The 19,668-nt window shown below is 32.9% G+C and carries 18 protein-coding genes and 1 tRNA gene; 5 read left to right on the top strand and 14 right to left on the bottom strand.

Going from position 1 to position 19,668, the window contains the following annotated elements:
• Positions 1–117: 117 nt before the first annotated feature.
• Positions 118–1,008, top strand: a complete 891-nt coding sequence (locus IAI10_RS18230) for a phosphatidylserine decarboxylase (protein ID WP_315674740.1) — start codon at positions 118–120, stop codon at positions 1,006–1,008.
• 226 nt (positions 1,009–1,234) lie between these two features.
• Complete coding sequence (locus IAI10_RS18225) at positions 1,235–2,275, top strand: iron-containing alcohol dehydrogenase (protein WP_315674739.1); 1,041 nt, start codon at positions 1,235–1,237, stop codon at positions 2,273–2,275.
• 137 nt (positions 2,276–2,412) lie between these two features.
• Here IAI10_RS18225 and IAI10_RS18220 read toward each other — a convergent pair whose 3' ends face one another.
• The 9 genes from IAI10_RS18220 to IAI10_RS18180 form a co-directional block, all read right to left on the bottom strand.
• Complete coding sequence (locus IAI10_RS18220; protein WP_315674738.1) at positions 2,413–3,792, bottom strand: fructose-specific PTS transporter subunit EIIC; 1,380 nt, start codon at positions 3,790–3,792, stop codon at positions 2,413–2,415.
• A gap of 19 nt (positions 3,793–3,811) precedes the next feature.
• A complete protein-coding gene (locus tag IAI10_RS18215) occupies positions 3,812–4,255 on the bottom strand; it encodes a PTS sugar transporter subunit IIA (protein WP_315674737.1) in 444 nt (147 codons plus the stop codon).
• Between the two features lie 13 nt (positions 4,256–4,268).
• A complete protein-coding gene (pfkB, locus tag IAI10_RS18210; protein ID WP_315674736.1) occupies positions 4,269–5,198 on the bottom strand; it encodes a 1-phosphofructokinase in 930 nt (309 codons plus the stop codon).
• Complete coding sequence (locus IAI10_RS18205; protein ID WP_315674735.1) at positions 5,198–5,968, bottom strand: DeoR/GlpR family DNA-binding transcription regulator; 771 nt, start codon at positions 5,966–5,968, stop codon at positions 5,198–5,200. The genes pfkB and IAI10_RS18205 overlap by 1 nt, the downstream gene beginning before the upstream one ends.
• 126 nt (positions 5,969–6,094) lie before the next feature.
• Positions 6,095–6,364 carry an EamA family transporter gene (locus IAI10_RS18200; RefSeq protein ID WP_396334408.1) on the bottom strand — a complete coding sequence of 90 codons (270 nt, stop codon included), beginning with the start codon at positions 6,362–6,364 and terminating at the stop codon, positions 6,095–6,097.
• A 445-nt stretch (positions 6,365–6,809) separates the two neighbouring features.
• Positions 6,810–6,883 (bottom strand) — tRNA-Arg (locus tag IAI10_RS18195).
• 64 nt (positions 6,884–6,947) lie between these two features.
• Positions 6,948–8,246, bottom strand: a complete 1,299-nt coding sequence (locus IAI10_RS18190) for a PAS domain-containing sensor histidine kinase (RefSeq protein ID WP_315674733.1) — start codon at positions 8,244–8,246, stop codon at positions 6,948–6,950.
• Positions 8,247–8,539: 293 nt separating this feature from the next.
• Positions 8,540–12,076, bottom strand: coding sequence for an SbcC/MukB-like Walker B domain-containing protein (locus tag IAI10_RS18185; protein WP_315674732.1), 3,537 nt, complete (start codon positions 12,074–12,076; stop codon positions 8,540–8,542).
• A complete protein-coding gene (locus IAI10_RS18180; protein ID WP_315674731.1) occupies positions 12,073–13,290 on the bottom strand; it encodes an exonuclease SbcCD subunit D in 1,218 nt (405 codons plus the stop codon). Before IAI10_RS18180 ends, IAI10_RS18185 begins: the two co-directional genes overlap by 4 nt.
• Before the next feature lie 204 nt (positions 13,291–13,494).
• Between IAI10_RS18180 and IAI10_RS18175 the strand changes: the two genes are divergently transcribed.
• Both IAI10_RS18175 and IAI10_RS18170 read left to right on the top strand, forming a co-directional pair.
• The gene (locus IAI10_RS18175) at positions 13,495–14,403 is read left to right on the top strand and encodes a ribonuclease Z (RefSeq protein ID WP_315674730.1); all 909 of its coding nucleotides are present in this window, start codon (positions 13,495–13,497) and stop codon (positions 14,401–14,403) included.
• Positions 14,404–14,432: 29 nt separating this feature from the next.
• Positions 14,433–14,627 carry a DUF4250 domain-containing protein gene (locus IAI10_RS18170; protein WP_315674729.1) on the top strand — a complete coding sequence of 65 codons (195 nt, stop codon included), beginning with the start codon at positions 14,433–14,435 and terminating at the stop codon, positions 14,625–14,627.
• Between the two features lie 29 nt (positions 14,628–14,656).
• On the opposite strand, the gene IAI10_RS18165 is transcribed toward IAI10_RS18170, so the two are convergent.
• Complete coding sequence (locus tag IAI10_RS18165) at positions 14,657–14,791, bottom strand: hypothetical protein (RefSeq protein WP_315674728.1); 135 nt, start codon at positions 14,789–14,791, stop codon at positions 14,657–14,659.
• A 242-nt stretch (positions 14,792–15,033) separates the two neighbouring features.
• Here IAI10_RS18165 and IAI10_RS18160 point away from each other — a divergent pair, with 242 nt between their 5' ends.
• Positions 15,034–15,249 (top strand): helix-turn-helix transcriptional regulator, encoded by a 216-nt coding sequence (locus IAI10_RS18160; protein ID WP_315674727.1) that lies wholly within the window; start codon positions 15,034–15,036, stop codon positions 15,247–15,249.
• A 48-nt stretch (positions 15,250–15,297) separates the two neighbouring features.
• On the opposite strand, the gene IAI10_RS18155 is transcribed toward IAI10_RS18160, so the two are convergent.
• Genes IAI10_RS18155 through IAI10_RS18140 form a run of 4 tightly spaced genes read right to left on the bottom strand, consistent with a single transcriptional unit; the run spans position 15,298 to position 19,600 of the window.
• The gene (locus tag IAI10_RS18155) at positions 15,298–15,834 is read right to left on the bottom strand and encodes a prepilin peptidase (RefSeq protein WP_315674726.1); all 537 of its coding nucleotides are present in this window, start codon (positions 15,832–15,834) and stop codon (positions 15,298–15,300) included.
• Between the two features lie 10 nt (positions 15,835–15,844).
• Complete coding sequence (locus IAI10_RS18150; RefSeq protein ID WP_315674725.1) at positions 15,845–16,462, bottom strand: A24 family peptidase; 618 nt, start codon at positions 16,460–16,462, stop codon at positions 15,845–15,847.
• A 21-nt stretch (positions 16,463–16,483) separates the two neighbouring features.
• Positions 16,484–17,662: a pilus assembly protein gene (locus IAI10_RS18145; RefSeq protein ID WP_315674724.1), complete on the bottom strand. Its 1,179-nt coding sequence runs from the start codon at positions 17,660–17,662 to the stop codon at positions 16,484–16,486.
• Positions 17,663–17,671: 9 nt separating this feature from the next.
• Positions 17,672–19,600, bottom strand: a complete 1,929-nt coding sequence (locus IAI10_RS18140) for a protein kinase domain-containing protein (RefSeq protein WP_315674723.1) — start codon at positions 19,598–19,600, stop codon at positions 17,672–17,674.
• Between the last annotated feature and the right edge of the window lie 68 nt (positions 19,601–19,668).

The raw sequence follows: 19,668 nt of genomic DNA, 5'->3' as shown, positions 1-19,668 counted from the left end.
TATACCAATATTTTTATCCCTTCAACCTTTTATTATATGCTATGTTATTGTGTTGAGAGGGCTTTACTATTATAATTTACTTAGCGCAGAACTAAATTTAAATATGGAGATATTGGTATGATTAAAATTTACGATAGAAATACTAAAGATTATGAAATTGAAAAAGTTGCAGGGGAAAAATATTTAAATTGGATATACTCCTCTCCAATAGGACTCAGTATTTTAGAGCTTATAGTGAAGAAAAAACTATTTTCTAAATTAACTGGATTATATTGTGACAATCCTATAAGCAAAGGCAAAATAAAAGCCTTTATTAAGGATTTTGATATTGATATGTCCATTTGCCAGGATGATGTTAATAGTTTCAAATGTTTTAACGACTTTTTTGTGAGAAAGATTACTCCCCAGGGACGACCCGTGGATATGGATAAAAACAGCTTTATATCTCCTGGAGACGGAAGGCTTCTAATACATGAAAACATTGATATAGATAATCTCGTTCAAATTAAAGGGTTAACTTACAGCTTTAGAGAGCTAATAAATGATCCTAAATTATTTGATATGTTCCAAGGGGGCAGCTGTTTAATACTTAGGTTGTGTCCTACAGATTATCATAGATTTCATTTTGTGGATGACGGCGTATGCCTTGATAATAACAAAGTCAAGGGCTATTACTACTCAGTAAATCCAGTTGCTTTAAACAAAAAGGAAAAATTATTTTGCCAAAATAAAAGAGAATGGAGCCTTTTCCAATCTGATAATTTTGGATCACTGCTATATATGGAAGTAGGAGCTACTTCTGTTGGTTCCATTGTTCAGAGCTACACTCCAAACCAAAGAGTGACAAGAGGAAGTGAGAAAGGCTTTTTCAAATTCGGAGGCTCTACAGTTATGATGTTTATAGAAAAAAATAAAGTTAAATTTGATGAAGATATTCTTTCTCAAACCGAAGATGGCTTTGAATCAAAAATAAAACTTGGAGAGAAGATAGGGACAAAAGTAATATAGGCTTTATCCTATTAAAACTAATTTTTAGCAAATTAAACCCATAGTAAACATTTACTTTTAATAAATGTTTACTTTTTTATGCGTTTTTTTTGAATATTGTTAAAATATTTTTAAACAACTTACTAATGCTTTATATATTTAAAAAGAAATCTATAATTTAATTAATGACAGGTTTAGAACAAACATCTAAGCACTAAAACATTTGTATAAGGAAGGATGTAGGGTCATGAAATTATTCGCTTTAAAGCCACAAATACATACTTTCTGTAATTTTCAGGAGTTTGTTGAGAGCTTTAAGGTTGACGAAAATGACTTGTTCATTACAGAATTATCTGTTTTTAGAAAAAAACTGACAAATTTTTCGAAAGACTGGAACTGTATTTTTTTAAATAAGTTTTCTTCTTCAAAGGAAGCATATGATAGTATAAGTTTAGATATCAGTAACTATGATTATAAGAGAATAATTGCTGTTGGTGACAGCAGAGTGTTTAATGTAGCTAGAAATCTAGCTTCACAAAAAGGCTTAGAGCTTATACTGTTACCAGATGTATGCGATGTAGGAAACACCACCATAGGTTATAAAGAATTTGGTGCCTATTCATCCATGGATAAGCTTAATTCTAATCATATAGTTTTGATTCCTGAATTTTTAAAAGGGACATCCTCTAGAACTTTCATCATCGCTTCAATCAATACTTTGATAAATGCTATGGAATCTTATTTATCTGTAAATTCAAGTTCCTATACTGAACTTTTTAGTGAATCTGCCATAAAAACTGTGTTATCAGGTTTAAGAAGACTTTTAGATATTGGAAAAGATAATTTCAGTGAACTTTTAGAGGACTTCTTTATAGCATCAAATTATGCTGAAATTGCAATTAGTAACACAGGTTTTTGTTCTATAAATGCTTTATCTAGACCGCTTATGGAAAAATATCATGTTGTTCCATCGGAATGCTATTATGAGTTTTTTACAGATGTATTCAAAAAGTACAACTCAAAAAACTCTTCAGGTAAGATAAAGTTTTTAAATAACATTATCGGTGAATTTTTAGGCATTAGAAATGATGAACTTATATATGATAATTTACAGATTTTATTTAATAAACTGATGCCAAGAAAAAGAGGAAGAACCTATGGTATGACTTTGGAAGATGTGCAGGCATTTACAAAGACTGCTTACTATGATTACCGATACTTGTTCAATAATAGCTATATCTCTTTATCCTATCAGGATATTTTGAGTATATATAAAAAAATCTTTTAAGCCCCTATAGAACCAAAAGTTCTACTATGTATAATGTATGATTTCATCATTATATGTAGAATTAGTACTGCATCCCCCATATGCAGTACTAAAATAAAAAACCTAGTAGATTAGCCCTCCACTAGGTTTTTTTCTATTTATGCTTCTTTCTTTTTCAAAAGTACTGATATGGATAATCCTGTTACAACTGTTCCTGCTACTATAGCAATTAAGTAGTAGAGTAAGCCTGTTACTGCATGAGGTATGAAGAATACGAATACTCCACCGTGAGGTACAGCTAATTTAACTTTAAATAGCATTGAAAGTGCTCCTGTAACTGCCGATCCTGCCATGAAGGAAGGTATTATTCTTAGAGGATTTGATGCTGCAAAAGGTATTGCTCCTTCACTTATGAATGATGCTCCTAATGCCCAAGCTGCCTTTCCTGCTTCTCTTTCCTGTTCTGTGAATTTATCTTTAGCTATAACTGTAGCAAGCGCTACTCCTAAAGGAGGTGTCATACCTGCTGCCATAACTGCTGCCATAACCATGGATGGCTGTCCACTTGCTAGTGTAGCTGTACCAAAGGCATAGGCTGCTTTGTTTACTGGTCCTCCTAAGTCAAAGGCCATCATAAGTCCTAATATGATTCCAAGTAATACTGAGTTCGCACCGCTTAAGTTTTTAAGCCAATCACTCATAGCTGTATTTATAGCTGCCATAGGTGCTCCAACTATATATATCATTGCCAAACCTACTACAAGAGTAGATATTATAGGAAGTACCAGCACTGGCATTAAACCTTGAAGTGATTTTGGAAGCTTAATCGTTTTCTTTAAAAATTCTACGAAGTAACCAGCCATGAAACCTGATACTATACCGCCTAAGAAACCTGCTCCCAAGGAAGCTGACAACATACCGCCAACCATACCTGGTACAAGTCCTGGTCTATCAGCTATTGAATATGCGATATAACCAGATAGTATAGGAACCATCAATGCAAAGGCATTGCTGCCGCCTATCTTCATAAGTGCTGCTGCTAAAGTTCCCTCTTGCTTAAAGGCGGTAATTCCAAAAGCAAAGGATAGTGCTATTATAATACCTCCAGCTACTACGAATGGTATCATGAAGGATACCCCTGTCATAAGGTGCTTATAAGGGCCTTTTCTCTCTGAGCTTTTCTGCTCTTTTATCTTGCTGACTTCATCTGTAAGATCCGCTGAAGCTGCTTTATAGGCTTTTGCTGTCTTAGCCCTGTCTATAAGTCCCTTGGCATCTTTAATAGCATCTGAAACTCCAACTTCCACCATTTTTTTGCCTACAAATCTGTCTTTAGAAACATTAGTATCTGCAGCGATGATGACACAATCTGCTTCTTTTATTTCCTTTTCTGTCAACACATTTTCTGCTCCTACAGAACCTTGAGTTTCAACCTTCATATCAACTCCCATTTCCTTGGCTGCGATAGACAATGCTTCTGCAGCCATATAGGTATGCGCAATTCCTGTAGGACATGATGTAATAGCTACTATTTTCATATTGATACACCCCTTCCTTTTATTCTAAGAATTTTAATATTTCTTCAGCAGTACTGGCATTTAACAGATTGTTTCTTAGCTCTTCATGCATAAGCTTTCTAGAGATTTGAGCCAGTAATCTTAGATGTTCATCATTTGAATCCTCCGGTACGGCTATTATGAAAAATAATTTTGCAGGAGTTCCGTCCATTGAATTATAATCTATGCCTTTTTTACTTCTTCCGAATGCTAGAGTTGGCTTTTTTACTGCATTGGTTTTTCCATGAGGTATAGCTATTCCCATTCCTATTCCTGTGGAAAATACCTTTTCTCTCTCCATTACTGCGTTGATGTACTCTTCCTTATTGTTTAAGTTACCAGTCTTATCTATGATGTCCGCTAATTCTCTGATGGCGTCATTTTTATTGTCTGCCTCCAATTCAAGCTTTATAAGATCCTTATTCATAATTTCTGTAATGTTCATAATTTCATCTCCTCTATAAATATAACAATTCAATTTGTTCTAAATACTTGTTTATTAAGCTTATATCCGGGCTTTGAGTACCCTCCGTAGTAACATTGGCTGTTCCAGTGGCTGCTGCAAGTCTTAAAGCTTCCTCCATGCTTTGCCCCTGTTCTATGGATAAAGCTAATGCTCCTACCATAGAATCTCCTGCTCCTACAGTGCTTCCTACTTTAACCTTAATTCCTTTTGCCTTAATCACCTTGTCTTTGCTTATCATTATGGAGCCTTCATGTCCTCTTGATACCACCACATATTCAACTCCATATTCAAGGATTTCCTTTGCTACGTCGATGAGCTCTTGTTCACTCTCTATGCTAACCTGAAAAGCTTTTTCTAATTCATGAATATTAGGTTTAATAAGGTATGGTCCAGCTTTTATGGCTTCTGTAAACTTTTTACCGTCCACATCTAATATAACCCTACATTTTTTTTCATTAGCTTCTAATATAATCTCTTTATAGAAGTCTTCATTTATTCCTTTAGGTAAGCTTCCGGAAAGAACTATCAAGTTTCCGTCTTTCATATAGGAGCTTATTTTTTCTCTTATTTTTGTAAGCTCTTCTTTAGATATCTGGGGACCATTTTCATTTATATCCGTATAAGTATTATTTACGATATCTACTATTTTAGTATTGAGTCTAGTTTCTCCAGGTATTCTAACAAAGTCATTTTCTATTTCTGAACTGTCTAGATGTTCTCTGATAAATTCTCCATTGGAGCCTCCTATAAAGCCTAATGCTGTACTTTTTCCGCCTAACTGCTTTATAGTCTTTGAAACATTTATTCCTTTTCCACCAGCATCTACTCTGGAAAAATCTATTCTATTTACTTCTCCAATCTTTAGATCAGATATTTTTATAGTCTTATCTACTGCAGGATTCAAAGTTACGGTTAAAATCATTAAATCCCCTCCTTTGCTGTAATTATTCTTATTCCCTTCTCTCTAAATTCTTTTCTCACTCCTTCATCTAGTTTGCTATCTGTAACTATATAATGTATTTTGTCAAAATCCGTAATTTTAGCAAAACATACTTCGCTAAATTTACTATGATCACAAACTATTATTACCCTTTCTGCACTTTCTATTATTTCACGTTTAGTCTGCGCTTCATTCATGTTTGGTGTGGTGATACCATAATCTAGAGATATTCCATTAGCTCCTACAAAAGCTATATCCACTCTTACATTTTTTAATATGCTGCTTGCTATTGGTCCTATAAGAGCTCTGGTATGACTTCTAAGAGTTCCTCCTATAACTATAACTTCATTGCTGTGATTATTAGAAAGCTCTATAGCTATATCTAGAGAATTAGTTATTACTGTGAGATTATTTGCCCTTATATTTCTGGCTATTTGAAGATTTGTAGTTCCTCCGTCTAAAGCTACAGTATCACCATCCTCTACCATAGAAGCAGCTTGCTTCCCTATGGCTATCTTTTCTTCTATGAACTTATCAACTTTTTCATAGAAAGTAGGTTCAAATTTTGTATTATGAACTAATACTGCTCCTCCATGAACTCTTTTGATAAGCCCTTCTTCTTCTAATTCTTGCAAATCCTTTCGTATAGTAACTTCTGAAACTTTATAGGTATCAGCTAAATTGGAAACCTTTACATCACCCTGAAGCTTTAGTAAGTTAATTATTTGAGCTTTTCTTTCTTCACCAAACATTTCCTTACTCCTTACATTTATATTGCGTTTGTTATTATTATCTTTGTTTGATTTTATTTTATTACGTTTTATTTCTTTTGTCAACGTTTTTTTAAAAAATATTCGAAAGCAAACGAAAGTTTTGTTTTAATTCTCTATTTTTTGAACAGTATAGGCAGCATATACTACCATGCATGCACCCAGAATTTGAGCAATATTTATCCTTTCTCCTAGAGCAAAGTAAGAAAATATTATTGCTACTGGTATTTCTAAATTTCCTATTATAGATACTCTTAAAGAGCCTATATGCTTTATTGATGAATAAAGCAGAGTTAGAGGCACTATCTCACATAATACTGCTAATATAGCTGTGAATATTATCAAGGATAAATTATATTCTCCTTTTAATAAGACTATGTTTTAAAAGGATGTTGATAAAGGCGTTTTTCGCAAATGAACTCAAACGATAATATCAACATTTTAAAACACAGCCTCCCGAACTAAAGGAAGTTATAAATCAGTGAAAAATCAACACTGATTTATAACAGAACCTTTAATAAAAATATAGGAGGTCTGTATATAATTAATGAAATCAAAGAAAATATCGTGGAGTAGAAATTGATGGTAAGTGAGTCCGTATTCCTAAGGTTTTTACCGGAATATACATTCATGAATGAGTAGAAAACTGCTGATAATAGTCCGCATAAAACTCCTATAGCAGATAATTTTTCTTTGCTGCTAATTACACCAGAGGTTAGCAAGCAGCCTGAAAATGCTATTATTATAGCCAACAGCTTTTTTGTACTTATTGGAGCTTTACCAAACAAAAAAACTATGAGAAGAACTCATAGTTTCATATAAATGCGGCTGACAGGAATCGAACCCGTAGCACCTCGGTTCGTAGCCGAGTCCTCTATCCAATTGAGGTACAGCCGCAAAATAACATTACTATATTAGCATAAACATCTAAAAAAATCAAATAAATTTTAAAATTATTTCCTTATTCAAGATTATATATATCTGAAAATTCTACGCAAGCTCTTTCAATCTTATTCTGCCTTATAAAATTTTCATTAATTTTCGAATCATCGTCTTCCACAAGTTTTACAGGAAGCTTTATAGTAAATTCAGTTCCTTCATTTAATTTGCTATCTACCCATATGGAGCCTTCATAAAGATCCACTAAATACTTCACTAATGATAGACCTATTCCCGTACCTTTGCTTCTTCTTGTAAGATTACTATCCACTTGAGAAAATCTATCAAAAATTTTTTCAAGCTCCTCTTTAGCTATTCCTTCTCCTTCATCTTTCACAGATATAAGAAGCTGATTTTGCAAATCCTTCACATTTACAAAAATTTTTTTACCTGGTGATGTGAATTTTACTGCGTTTGATAGAAGATTCATCATTATTCTCTCAATGCTATCCTCATCAAAAGCCATATATTTCTCTTCAATATCCGTATCAAAAATCAATTCAATCCCTTTGCTAGAAGCATATTCCACCACCGACATAGTCACATCTTCAATTTCAGCTATTATATTACTATTTTTGAGCTGCAGATCCATTCTTCCATATTCCAGCTTGGTTATATCTAATAAATTATTCACTATTCTTAATAGCTTGTAACAATTCTGCCTTATTATTCTATTGTATTTTCTAGCACTGCTTCTTCCAACTTCGCAAGTATTTTTATCAAAAATTAAATTTTGCAGTTGAACAGCTCCTAAGATTACATTTAAAGGAGTTCTTAATTCATGAGACAAATTTTCATAAAACTGAGTTTTCAACATGTCTGACTTTAACATTTCATCAAGCATGTTAGCACTTTTCTCATATTCTTCTCTATATTCCTTCACTAACATGCTATCTGATATGTCCCTGATGATACCTACAAATATTTTTTTACCTTTAAATATATAATTTTTTCCTTCGAACTCTAAATATTTTTCCTCATTATCCGACCTTCTCCTTATTTTAACTCGAGTTGGGCTTAATTCTCCCTGAATTTCCAGCTGCATCATCGCTTTGCAATATAAATCTAAATTTTCACCTTCCATTATAAGTAAATGTTTTATATCGTAACCCACCACACTATTCTCAGAATTTCCAGTAAAAATATTATTGGCCGAAGGATTAGAAAATATTATCTTACTGCCTATCTTAAAATATATACCATCAGAAAGAAGCTTTAACAAAGACGAGCCAAAGAAGGAAAACAGCTCCTTTTTTTCATTATTCAATACACATTTAAATTCCCCATAAATACCTTGTAAATAATCATCTAACTGTTCCATTTATACCCTCCAAAAATAATAAAAGAATCATATCATTATATTTTTATTTTATATAAAATATTCCATATTTACTTTTAAGGCTATTTGATTTTTGGTAACAATCAATATATTCTACATATTGATGGAAAATCCTCTATGAATTACTACTTTTTTAGTTACTTTTAAAATTTTGTGTGTATTTTTAATAAAAATTTACTTAAGAAAGCAAGAATATCTTCTAAAAAATTCAATAATATGCTGAAACTGTAAAATTTACAATTTACTGTTAAAGGTAATTTTTATAAAAATTATAACTAGCTTAATTCTATCTTTACTCTGCTTCCAGAAATTCCATATTGTGCAGCTTCTACTAATAACTTAACAGGCACCCTGTTCCTTATTTCCTCTACATGACTTATTATACCTACACAAAGCCTATCTGAATGAAGTCTTTCAAGAGAAGACATAACTGTATCTAAGGCATCTGTATCTAAAGTTCCAAAACCTTCGTCCAAGAAAAAGAACTCCAAAGGAGCACTTCCTTTTAATTGTATCTGAGATGACAAAGATAGTGCTAAGCTTAAAGAGGTCAGAAAGGTTTCTCCTCCAGATAGAGTTCCTGTAGATCTTCTAGCTCCGCCATTAAAGTCATCCCTCATAATGAAGTTTCCATTTGAATCTATTTCTAAAGCATACCTTCCCCCTGTAATACTCTTTAACCTTTTTGATGCTTCTTTGCATATATATTTCATTTGATTCATGGCTATAAACTCAACAAATTTATTTCCCTCAACTAATTTGGATATGTCCTCCATGCAGCTGAATTCATGCTGAAGCCTCTTCTTTTCTTTTCTCAAAAGTTTATATTCTTCCAATTCTCTTTCCATATCTTTTATTCCCTTACCATAGGAAGCTATTTCTTTTATATTTTCTTCAAAACTTTTACTGAGTTCCTCTCTTCTTAGTATTATTAAGTTCCACTGTCCCTCATCTAATACCTTATCTCCTATTCTCTTCTTGACACCTTCTATATTGGCTCTTACCTTATTTAAACTGCTGTCATATTTCTCTATGGATTTTTCCACAATTTCCATTTCAGCTTCAGCTATGATTCCTTTTTCTACAGAAGCAAAGTCCTTAAAATTATATTGCTTCACCTGCGTTAGACAATTTTCTTTTTTTAACTGCTTCTGACTTATCATAAGGTTCATGCTAGAGTTTTCTGTGATGAGCCTATCGCTAAGTTCTTTATTTTCTTTTCTGCAATCTTCTAGCATTTCCTTAAGAACAGCTTCTTCTTCAACTATAGCCTTTTTTCTCTTCCTTATTTCTTCTATATAGCTTAAAGCTTCTCTTCCCTCAGTAAGTTCATTTATATATTTTTCTTCTCTGTCAATTACAGCTCTCTTTTCTTTGCCGCTCTCAAGTATTTTAGCAATTTCTATATCAAGTTTATTTCTTTCTTCTAATGCTTTTTCTTTATCTATAGAATTTTTTTCTAAAAGCTCATTTGCTGCTTTTAATTTATCCTTAAGAATTTTCTCTTCTTTTTCTCTGTTTAGAATGCTCTTTTGTGCTTCTTCTATATTATCAACCTTAAATTGAATTTTTAAACCTCTTAAATCAAATTCTAAAGGCTTAAGCTTTTCTACAGAAGCCTCAAGCTCTTTAGCTGCTTCCTCATAGGCATTGATTTCACTGTTATACTTTTCCGTGAAAGCTATTTCTTTCTGCTGTATCTGATTCTTTTCTTCCTTTAAATTTGATATTTTCTGGTCAAGCTCCTCTTTCCCTTTAGTGAAATTCTGAATTTTACTCTCCGTAGTCTTAAATTCTTCTTCTAGTGAATGCTTTTGTTCCTCTATAAAATTCAAATCCATTCCTTTATATTTTTCTTCCAAAGGTAAAATTTCTCCCAAGATATGTTCTCTTTTCTTTTCCAGACTTATCTTTTCTATGGAAACTTCTTTAAACTTATTTTCTATAACATTTATCTCAAGCTTAAGCTTATCAATATTTTCATCAATTTCTTTAAGCTCTTTCATATCAAAAACAGTATGCTTATTATGATGTTCTAAGGAGCCGCACACAGGACAAGGCATTCCATCCCTAAGCTCACTTGATAATACCGCTGCCATATTGCTTATCTCTATTTCCTTTTTTCTTTCCTCCAGCTGCTTTATGGTTTCTGAAAGCTCTTCTATATGAAGCTGAAGCTCATTTTCAGAAGATTTTAATTCAACAAGCTTTTTATCTATATCATGGATTTCAGCTGATGAATTTTCTTTTTTATCCTTATAAGCCCTAACCTCTTCTATATTCTTATCTAATTTAAATACTTTTTCCTTCATAGCAATTAGCACAAAATTATCAGGAGGCACATCTTTATTTATTTTAACCATATCATCCTGAGCTACAGCCAATTCCTTAAAGCTTATATCTTTTTTACTGTTTATAACTTCTATTTCCATTTTAAGCTTATCGATATTCATTTTTCTCAATGAATTTTTCTTCTCCAGTTCCTGCTGTGAAATTTTAATTTTACTTATTTCCTGATTCAGAAGATACATGCTGTTTACAGCATTTCTATATTCGGCAGTTATAGTTTCACTATCAATTTTTGTCTCGTAATCCGCTTTAAGCTTCTGCTGCTGTTCCTGTTTTGAAATTATTTCGTTTAGTTCCGAATTTATTGAAGTAAGTAAATCTTTCTTAGTTCCATAAGCTCCTAAAAGCTCTTCTCTTTCCTTTTTAAGCTCTTTATTTTTCTCAATTAGCTCCAAAGCTCTAGTTAAATTAGTTTCTTTTTCTATGAGCACAGGTATCTCCTGTTCTCTCATTTTAGCATTACTTTTGTATTTTTCCTCCAAAGCTGAAAGCTCTTTTTCGCTTTCCTGAAGCCTATCTTTCATATGTTTAATAGACTCTTCACTGTTTTTTATTTTTAAAGCTATATCCTTTAGCTCATCTATATAAGGCTTAATAATCCATGCTTTCCTAGAAACGTTAAGTTTCTCTCTAGACTCTTCTATAAGCCTTGAATCCTTTAAAAGCTGATTTTCAATATTTTTATATTCTTCTAATTCCTTTTGAGCCTGCCACAATAATCTGTTTTGTTCATATTCCTTGTCTAAACTTTCTTTTTCAGACTTTATCCTTTGGTTTTCCTCCTCTAAAATCAAAAGCTCCTCTTTGAGCTTTTTATAGCTCTCTTCACTCACGCCTTTTTCAATATATATATTCTCTCGCCCAGTGAGCACATTCAAAGCATCACTCTTTTCCCTTTTCACCCCTCGTATCTTATCGCCTAGCTTTCTTCCGAACATCTCTAGATTAAAGAGCCTCTCCAGCATGTTTCTTCTTTCCTTACCTGTCAGCTTTAAAAATTCGCTAAACTTACCTTGAGGAAGTACCACAGATCTAGTAAAATCGTCAAAGGTTAAACCTAGTATTTTTTCAACATTATTTTTAACATCTGTAACGCCTTCTGCAATAACATTAGTTTCTCCAGCTGTACATTCCGTAAGCACAGCATGCTTGGATTTATAGCTTCCAGTTTTATCTCTTGAAAGAATCCTTTCAGCACAATAAGTTTTTCTTTCCCCGGAAGAAGCTATCTCGAATTCATAGCTCACTCTTAGGCTGTCACTTTCAGTATTCATGAACTCTCTGGTATCTCTTGCCACACTTCCATACAAAGCTATAGTCATAGCATCTAAAATAGTAGATTTTCCGCTGCCAGTAGGTCCGAATATACCAAATATACCTTTATCGGTAAGACTCTTAAAATCTATTTCCTGCTCTTCAACAAAGCTGTTTAATCCCTTTATTATTAGTTTTTTAGGTTTCATTCATTTTCTCCCTCCGAGTATGCTATTTCAGAAAAAAGCTTTAATATGTCCTCCTTGGGCTCTACTCCTCTTTGAGATAGGTAAAAATCTTTAAAGAGTTCTAATATGCTTTTCTCAGATATATTTATTTCTTCTTCCTCTTCGGTTTCTTGTCCAACTATCTTAGGTAATATTTCTACAATATCTTTTTTATATTCATTCATCTGCTTTATGTATTCCTGAGATATGTATTCTTCGGTTTCTATCTCTATATATACCCAGGAATCCTTATCTGAATTTGCCTTACACTTTTCTAAAGCCTCCTCCACACCCTTGCATTTCCAAATCTCTATAGGCTTATAGTTTTTAAGATAAATTTCTTCTACATTAGCCTCTTCTCCAGCTTTTACATCAATTAAATACACACACTTGCTATAGCCTATTTCACTTTTGCTATATTGAATTGGAGAACCGCTGTAATATGCCTTTGTGCTTATTCCTTTCACCCTTTGAGGTCTATGAAGATGTCCAAGAGCTATGTACTGAGCCTTCTCTGGAAGAGCTTCAGGTCTTACCGCTAAAGATCCTCCAAGTTCTATCTGCCTTTCAGAATCACTGCTTTCCCCACCAACTACATATATGTGAGAAATGGCTATATTTATGGTGTCTTCCCTATAGCAGCCTGAAAGTTCAGAGAATACCTGTTTGATTCTATCAGAATAGGTACTCTGTCTCTCTTCATCTGAAGACTTATCAATAAATATTTCATTCAATCTCTTTTCACTTGGGTATGGAAGAGTCACTATCGCTACTCTCTCCTCACCAATCTTTAATTCCAGAGCTCCCTCGATAGAAGCTGCCACTTGAATGCTTCCATAGCTTCCTGGGCTTATGGTGGCTTTGGGAGTTCCAAGAATTATAATCCCCTGCTCTAGGGCTAACGGATTTGACGCTGCAAGTCTTTCCGGGTTGTCATGGTTTCCAGCTATTATTAAAATAGTTCTCTCACCTCCTGCAGACAACCTTTTAAGAGTCTTATAAAAAAGTCTTTCTGCTCTTGCAGGAGGATTGCTGTTATCATATATATCTCCCGCGATGATAACAAGCTGTATATTTTTTTCTTCTACTATATCTATAAGTTCATCAATAAATTTCTCTTGTTCGTCTAATCTGCTGTTTTTTATTCCGTCTAGATATTTTCCAAGATGCCAATCTGCAGTATGCAATATTCTCATAAATTATCAACAGCCTAAGCAGGCTGTACCCCCTTCCTGTGGATAAGTATTGTGAATTAACTCTCCTAATACTATAATAAATTTTAATTATCAAAATTTCTATTGGTATTTTATATTTTTTTGCGTAGTTTTAGATATAATAAAATTATATCTGATTTAATACTTAGGCTTTAAAGCATAGCCTAAAAGAAAGTTGGTGTTAATATGCTGGATATTTGTCTTCTTGGCTGCGGGGGCAGTTTGCCAGTTCCATATAGAGCTCTTACCTCACTGCTGCTAAGCTGCAGGGGAAGAAAAATACTTATAGATTGCGGAGAAGGAACTCAAGTATCAATGAAACTGCTTGGATGGGGTTTCAAAAGCATTGATGTGATATGCTTTACTCACGCCCATGCGGATCATGTTTTAGGCCTTCCAGGTCTTCTCCTCACCATTGCAAACTCAGGAAGAGAAGAGACTCTCACCATAATTGGTCCTCCTGGATTTATAAATGTACTTAGAGGACTTATGGTAGTGTGTCCTGTACTGCCTTACGATATTTACTACATAGAATGTTCCATGGATGGTTCTGTGGATTTTTCCATAGATGATATTTACATAAAAAGCATGGCAGGAGATCACATGGCTCCCTGCGCCGCTTATTCCATAGATATAAAGAGGGCTAGGAAATTCGATGCAGAAAAAGCCAAGAAGCTTAATATTCCAATGAAACTTTGGAATAAGCTTCAAAAGGGTGAAACTGCAAAGGCAGATGGAATATCCTATTCCCCTGATATGGTGCTGGGAGATGAAAGAAAAGGCTTGAGACTAAGCTACTTTACTGATACCAGACCTTTAGACTCGCTAGTTGATTTTGTAGCTTACAGTGACCTTTTAATAGCCGAAGGAATGTATGGTGACAATGAAGAAATTTCGAAAGCTATAAAAAATAAACATATGCTTTTCAGTGAAGCTGCAGAGATAGCAAAAAAGGCCCAAGTATCGGAGCTTTGGCTAACCCACTTCAGCCCATCTCTTACTGAACCTGAAAAATATAAGGAAAATGCATCCTCAATATTTGAAAATACTGTTATTGGGGAAGATAGATTAATAAAGACCTTAAGTTTCGAATAAAAATTTTATTGAAAGAAGGATTGATATTTGTGAATAAGGAGCAAATAGAAAAAATGGATCCATTCATGCTTTTAAGCATAATTAATATGAAGCTCAGGGATCAGTACTCTTCTTTGCAGGATTACTGCGAAGACTTAGATGTAGGCATAACCTTGCTAACATCAAAATTGGAGTCAGCTGGATATAAATATAGCGAAGAGAAAAATCAATTTACAGCTGTATAGATTAATCAATCAGTATATAACAGATCTCATTATATTCTAATGGGACTTGTTATATACGTTCTGAAGGTGTCCTTTATCTCAAATCCATCACAATCATTAGCTGCAATGCTTGATGCAAAGATGGATACTGAAAATAATATTATCATGCTTATGATTTTTTTCATTACGATCACCCCATCTTTTAAGTATTAATGTATAACCATATTATTTCAATATTTAAATTTTATATACTTAGTAAAATATAACAATTCTTAAAATTCACAAAGTTTTAAACATTAAAAACTTAAATCTATGCTATAATTAATATAATTAAAGACAAAGGCTTTTTAAGCTTAGTTTTTCTAATAAATTACCTTAAACTATTATTTTACTCTTAATACAATTGAATTTGTAAGGGGGTTAAGTTGTGGTAGACGGCTTAAAAATAAGGGAAATTAGAATGAATAGGGGGCTTACTTCTCTGGATGTATCAAATCTTTCAAGAAACTTCAATGTAACAATTTCCAAAAGTTATTTAGAAGAACTGGAACGCGGAGATAAGAAAAATCCATCCTTTAATATTATTGAGACAATAGCAATAATATTAGGTGTAGGTATTGATGATATAAGACGCTTTGGATAAATTTTATGTAAATAAACTTATCATTAAATATTAAATAGCATCATTAAACTATATAAAGCTTAATGATGCTATTTCTTTGAAAATTATTTGAATTATAGTTCCAATAAAGATTCCATATACAAATTGAAATTTATCCCCTCTTTTGTCATCTTTAAAATCAGAGTAAGGAACCACCTTTCTACTTAAAGCAAATCTTATCAGATAATAGAAAAAATATTTAATCCTTTTAATAAAATTTTTTCTTATAACCATTATAAAGGCACTTATGATTCCAGCAGCAGCAAAAGAAAACAACATGTTGTTTAAGATAAAATTCACTCCTCCTATTATTCCAATTACAGAAAAGAGCTTAATATCTCCAGCTCCCATAATCCTAATAGCGTAAAGTAAAAATAAAAGAAAAAAAGGAATAAGGGAAGCTAAAAGTGAATTTTCTAACCCATATATCCCATAAAACACAATATTAAAAACCAGCCCTGCCAAGGCAAAAATCAGCAGCACCTTATTCTTAACTTTTTTATATTTAATATCGGTATAAAGGCATACGGAAGCTAAAATAATAATGATAACATACTTAAAAAACATAGCTCCCCTCCTATATGCTAATTAAAGTTATTACTACGGAAACATATATGAAGGGTGAAAATGGAATAGCTTTATTTTTATTATTTCTGTCCTTTATTAACAAAACAATACTTAATATGGCTGTAGCAAATATAGCCAATATGCACACAGACATAACACCATAAATTCCAAGCCATAGTCCTAACACTGCAAAAAGCTTAACATCCCCAAGCCCCAGTCCACCTCTGGTAGCCTTAGAAATAAGAAACATAGTGCCCCCCATGATTAAAACTCCTAGCAAGGCCGCAATATAAGTAATATTATGATTTAATAGCAAATTTCCTAAAGCTGCTGCCGCCATAATTATGAGCAATTTATTTAATATTATATATTTATCCATATCAATAAGAGTTACAACATATAAAACCGTCAATATTACAAATGAAAAAGCATAATATCTGAATTGTTTTTCATTGTTGAAAACAAATTCCATTGAGGCTAAATACAGCAGTGCTGCAGCTATATTTCTTTTTTTAGAAAACATCTTAATTAATATATTAGCAATTCCTTTCTCACCCTTATTATATAAACTGTAAAGCACTAAAATATTTGCCAAAAATGCAACTATAAAAACTATAAAATAACCCATATCTTTCTCCCATCAAAGCTATTATTTGGAATTATAAGGTCCATAATTCCAGCATCTTACATAAGCATTTTGTCTCAAAGTGAAGGAAGGAATTAATTTAATAGGAAGTGGCAATTTTACTTCATAAGTTACTTGGATGTCTATATCATTTTTTTTGTCCGCTAATATTTTTGATCCTGTAAAATCCAAGCCATCTATTCCCCCTACCACTCCAAAGTTTTTAAGCCTCTCATCTGCCGACATAGTACCTGAGGAAACCTGATTTTGCACAAAAGCATAAGCTATAGCAGAAGTTATATCCTCATTAATCGCCGGTCCATAATCATTAAATAGCAAAACTCCTACATAACATATAAGTCCGACCCCTTCTTGTTTTGCCATAGTTTTTGCCTTTTCTTTTATTTGATTTTTATCTGAATTTTTTATAGATTTACCCATGTTAACAGCATTTGTTATGGCGGAATTAATGGTGCCTTGCTGCTCTTCAGGACTCATATCACCAAATTTCCCTAAGGTCTCATAGGCGCTTGCTATGGCTTGCTGCTGCTGATCTATTTTATCTTTTCCGATTTCGGTACTATGAGCTAAACTATTTATTACAGACTCTAATCCACTACCAGTATATACGTAGCTATACTCTCCCACCTCGTTGGCAGCTTCATTGATAGAATCCTGAATTATTTCATGAAGCATGACAAGGTTCATGATATAAGCAAAAGTAAGTATAGCAAACATAAACAAAGGAACTACCAAAGCAGCTTCAACTGTTAAAGAACCTTTCCTTCTTTCATTCTTTTTATCTTCTTCCACATTCAAAAGCTCCGTATCCTCCTGAGGGCTGCAATCTATTAGCTCGGTATCATCAGCATTTATATTTGCTAATAATTCTGTATCCTCTTCTCCTTGAGTATCAATATACTGTGACTGTGCTTTGCTCTCTCCAAGGGTAAGGCTATTAATATTCCTTCCCAAAGAATAATCAAGACCGCCAGATGTTGCTCCAATATTATAATTAAGCTTCTTTTGAAGCTTCTTAAGCTTATTTAATTGAGCATCCTTTCTCCATTTCACTAGGAAGTCAAGTTTAGCATATTCGCTAAGGCCTTCCACCTTATACATTCTATATATCATAGCAGCACAGATTATCATGCCTAAAATCCCTATCGCTATCTTTATTATATTTTGAGTTATAATATCCATAAGGTCCTCCTACTTTATAACACCTTGATTTTTTAAATCATTATACTTTTTTTGTAAGGTTATAAAGTCTACATCATTATCATTATGATTTTTTTCCACCGCTAAATCATAATACTTTTTAAAATTATCATAATTTTTTAATTTGTTATTATTTTCATCAGTGACATATAAAAGAGCTAGCCCCATATATCCCTTATAGTCTTGGCCAAAAGAACTAACTTCTTGTAAAAAAATTTTTTCACTGTCTTGAAAATCTCCTAGATACTTATATATGGTTCCTAGATTATAATAATCGTCTGAAACCTTGCTACCTGCATTAATACAGATTTTATAATTATCTATAGCCTTGTTTAGATAATTATGGTAAGTATCTGGCTCAGGTTTATATTGTATAGCTTTATCATAATAAGCCTTAGCCAGCTGCTCATATAATATAGGGTTGTCCTTATTTACACATATACTATTGGCTTTTTCCAATACCTCTAAGGTTTTATCTGTGTTATCTTTAAAAACATTGGGATTGTCCCTGTATATACCAGCAAGCGTTATATAAGCATTTATCTTAAAATCCACATCCATGCTGCCGTTAACATAATCTGCTAAATCCTTAACCAGCTTTTCCACATCATCGTTAGTTTTAGGTGTGCTGTACCCTAGGGCCTGAGCCACTGGCTTATAATATTTAAGTCCCTCTAGTCCAACCTGTGACCCGTCTTTGATCTGAGCGAAATATTTATAGGCAGAATCATAATTTTTCTTTTGAAAATATACCATAGCTATTTTATAGAGAAGTTTATCCTCTTTCAGCACTGAAGAATTTTTATCTATTATATAGTTATCAATAAAATCAATGCAGTCATCAATATTATTTTGAGATACATAAGTATCTATAATTTTGCCATAAGCGTCTGCATTAGAAGAATCCTCATTTATAGCATTTTTGTAGGTTTCTATCGCCTTGTCTTCATTGCCTGAATCTTGAAATTTATTACCATTATCTATTATTGCATTGTACTGTCTTACCTTTTCTTTATGAATACCCATAACTCCATTTATGGTTAAAACAAGGCATATAAAAAAGAGTATTAAAAAAGAGTAAAATTTTACGAGCTTCTTTACTTGATTATTTTTGTATTGAGAATTTAATTTATGTATATTTTCTAAGTCATACCAAAGCTCTCTAACATTCTGATATCTTAAATTTGGATCTTGCCTTGTACATTTTTCTATTATTTTTTCTAACCCCTCTGAAAGAAGGTAGTTAACTTCTCTTATTGGTTTTATTTCATAAGGAGGTTCATTGGGACTCTTCCCAGTTACAAGGTGATATAGAGTAACCCCAAGGCTATAGATATCCGTTCTTGCATCCGTTTGATTGCTGCCATATTGCTCTGGAGCTGCATATCCTCTTGTGCCAATGTAAGTGGTATCTTGAGAAACATCTTCTTTATACTCTCTAGCTATTCCAAAATCAATTAATTTTATTTTTCCGCTGGGAGTAAGCATTAAATTACCTGGTTTCATATCCCTATATATTATAGGATTAGGCTCCTGTCTATGAAGATAATCTAAAACGTCGCAGATCTGCTTAGCCCAATACAAGGCTGTTCCTTCATCTATTACTTTATATTCCTTAAGCCTTTTATCCAGTGATACTCCATCTATATAATCAAGAATTACAAATATGCTCTCTTCTGTATTGATTATATCCACTATTCTAGGCAGTGCTGGATGGTCAAGTTTCTTTAAAATATTAGTTTCAGCCATCAAGTCTACCTTATTTAAGCTTTTCACACCTACATTCTTTTTTACTTCCTTTATAGCCCAAAGCTTTTGCAGTTTTACATCCTTTGCCAGGTATACAGTGCTCATTCCTCCACTGCCAAGCTTACCAATTATTTGATATTTATTATCAAACAAAGTCTCTGTCAAATTCATTTAGTATATTCCTCCTACACTGTTACACTTTACCATATTATAGTATCATTTTTTTAATTTAATTTCTA

Origin of the sequence: Clostridium sp. 19966, assembly GCF_032335695.1 — a bacterium.
Taxonomy (GTDB): domain Bacteria; phylum Bacillota; class Clostridia; order Clostridiales; family Clostridiaceae; genus JACTOJ01.
Note: the sequence above shows the minus strand (reverse complement) of the source record. Positions and strands in the feature narration are given on the sequence as shown.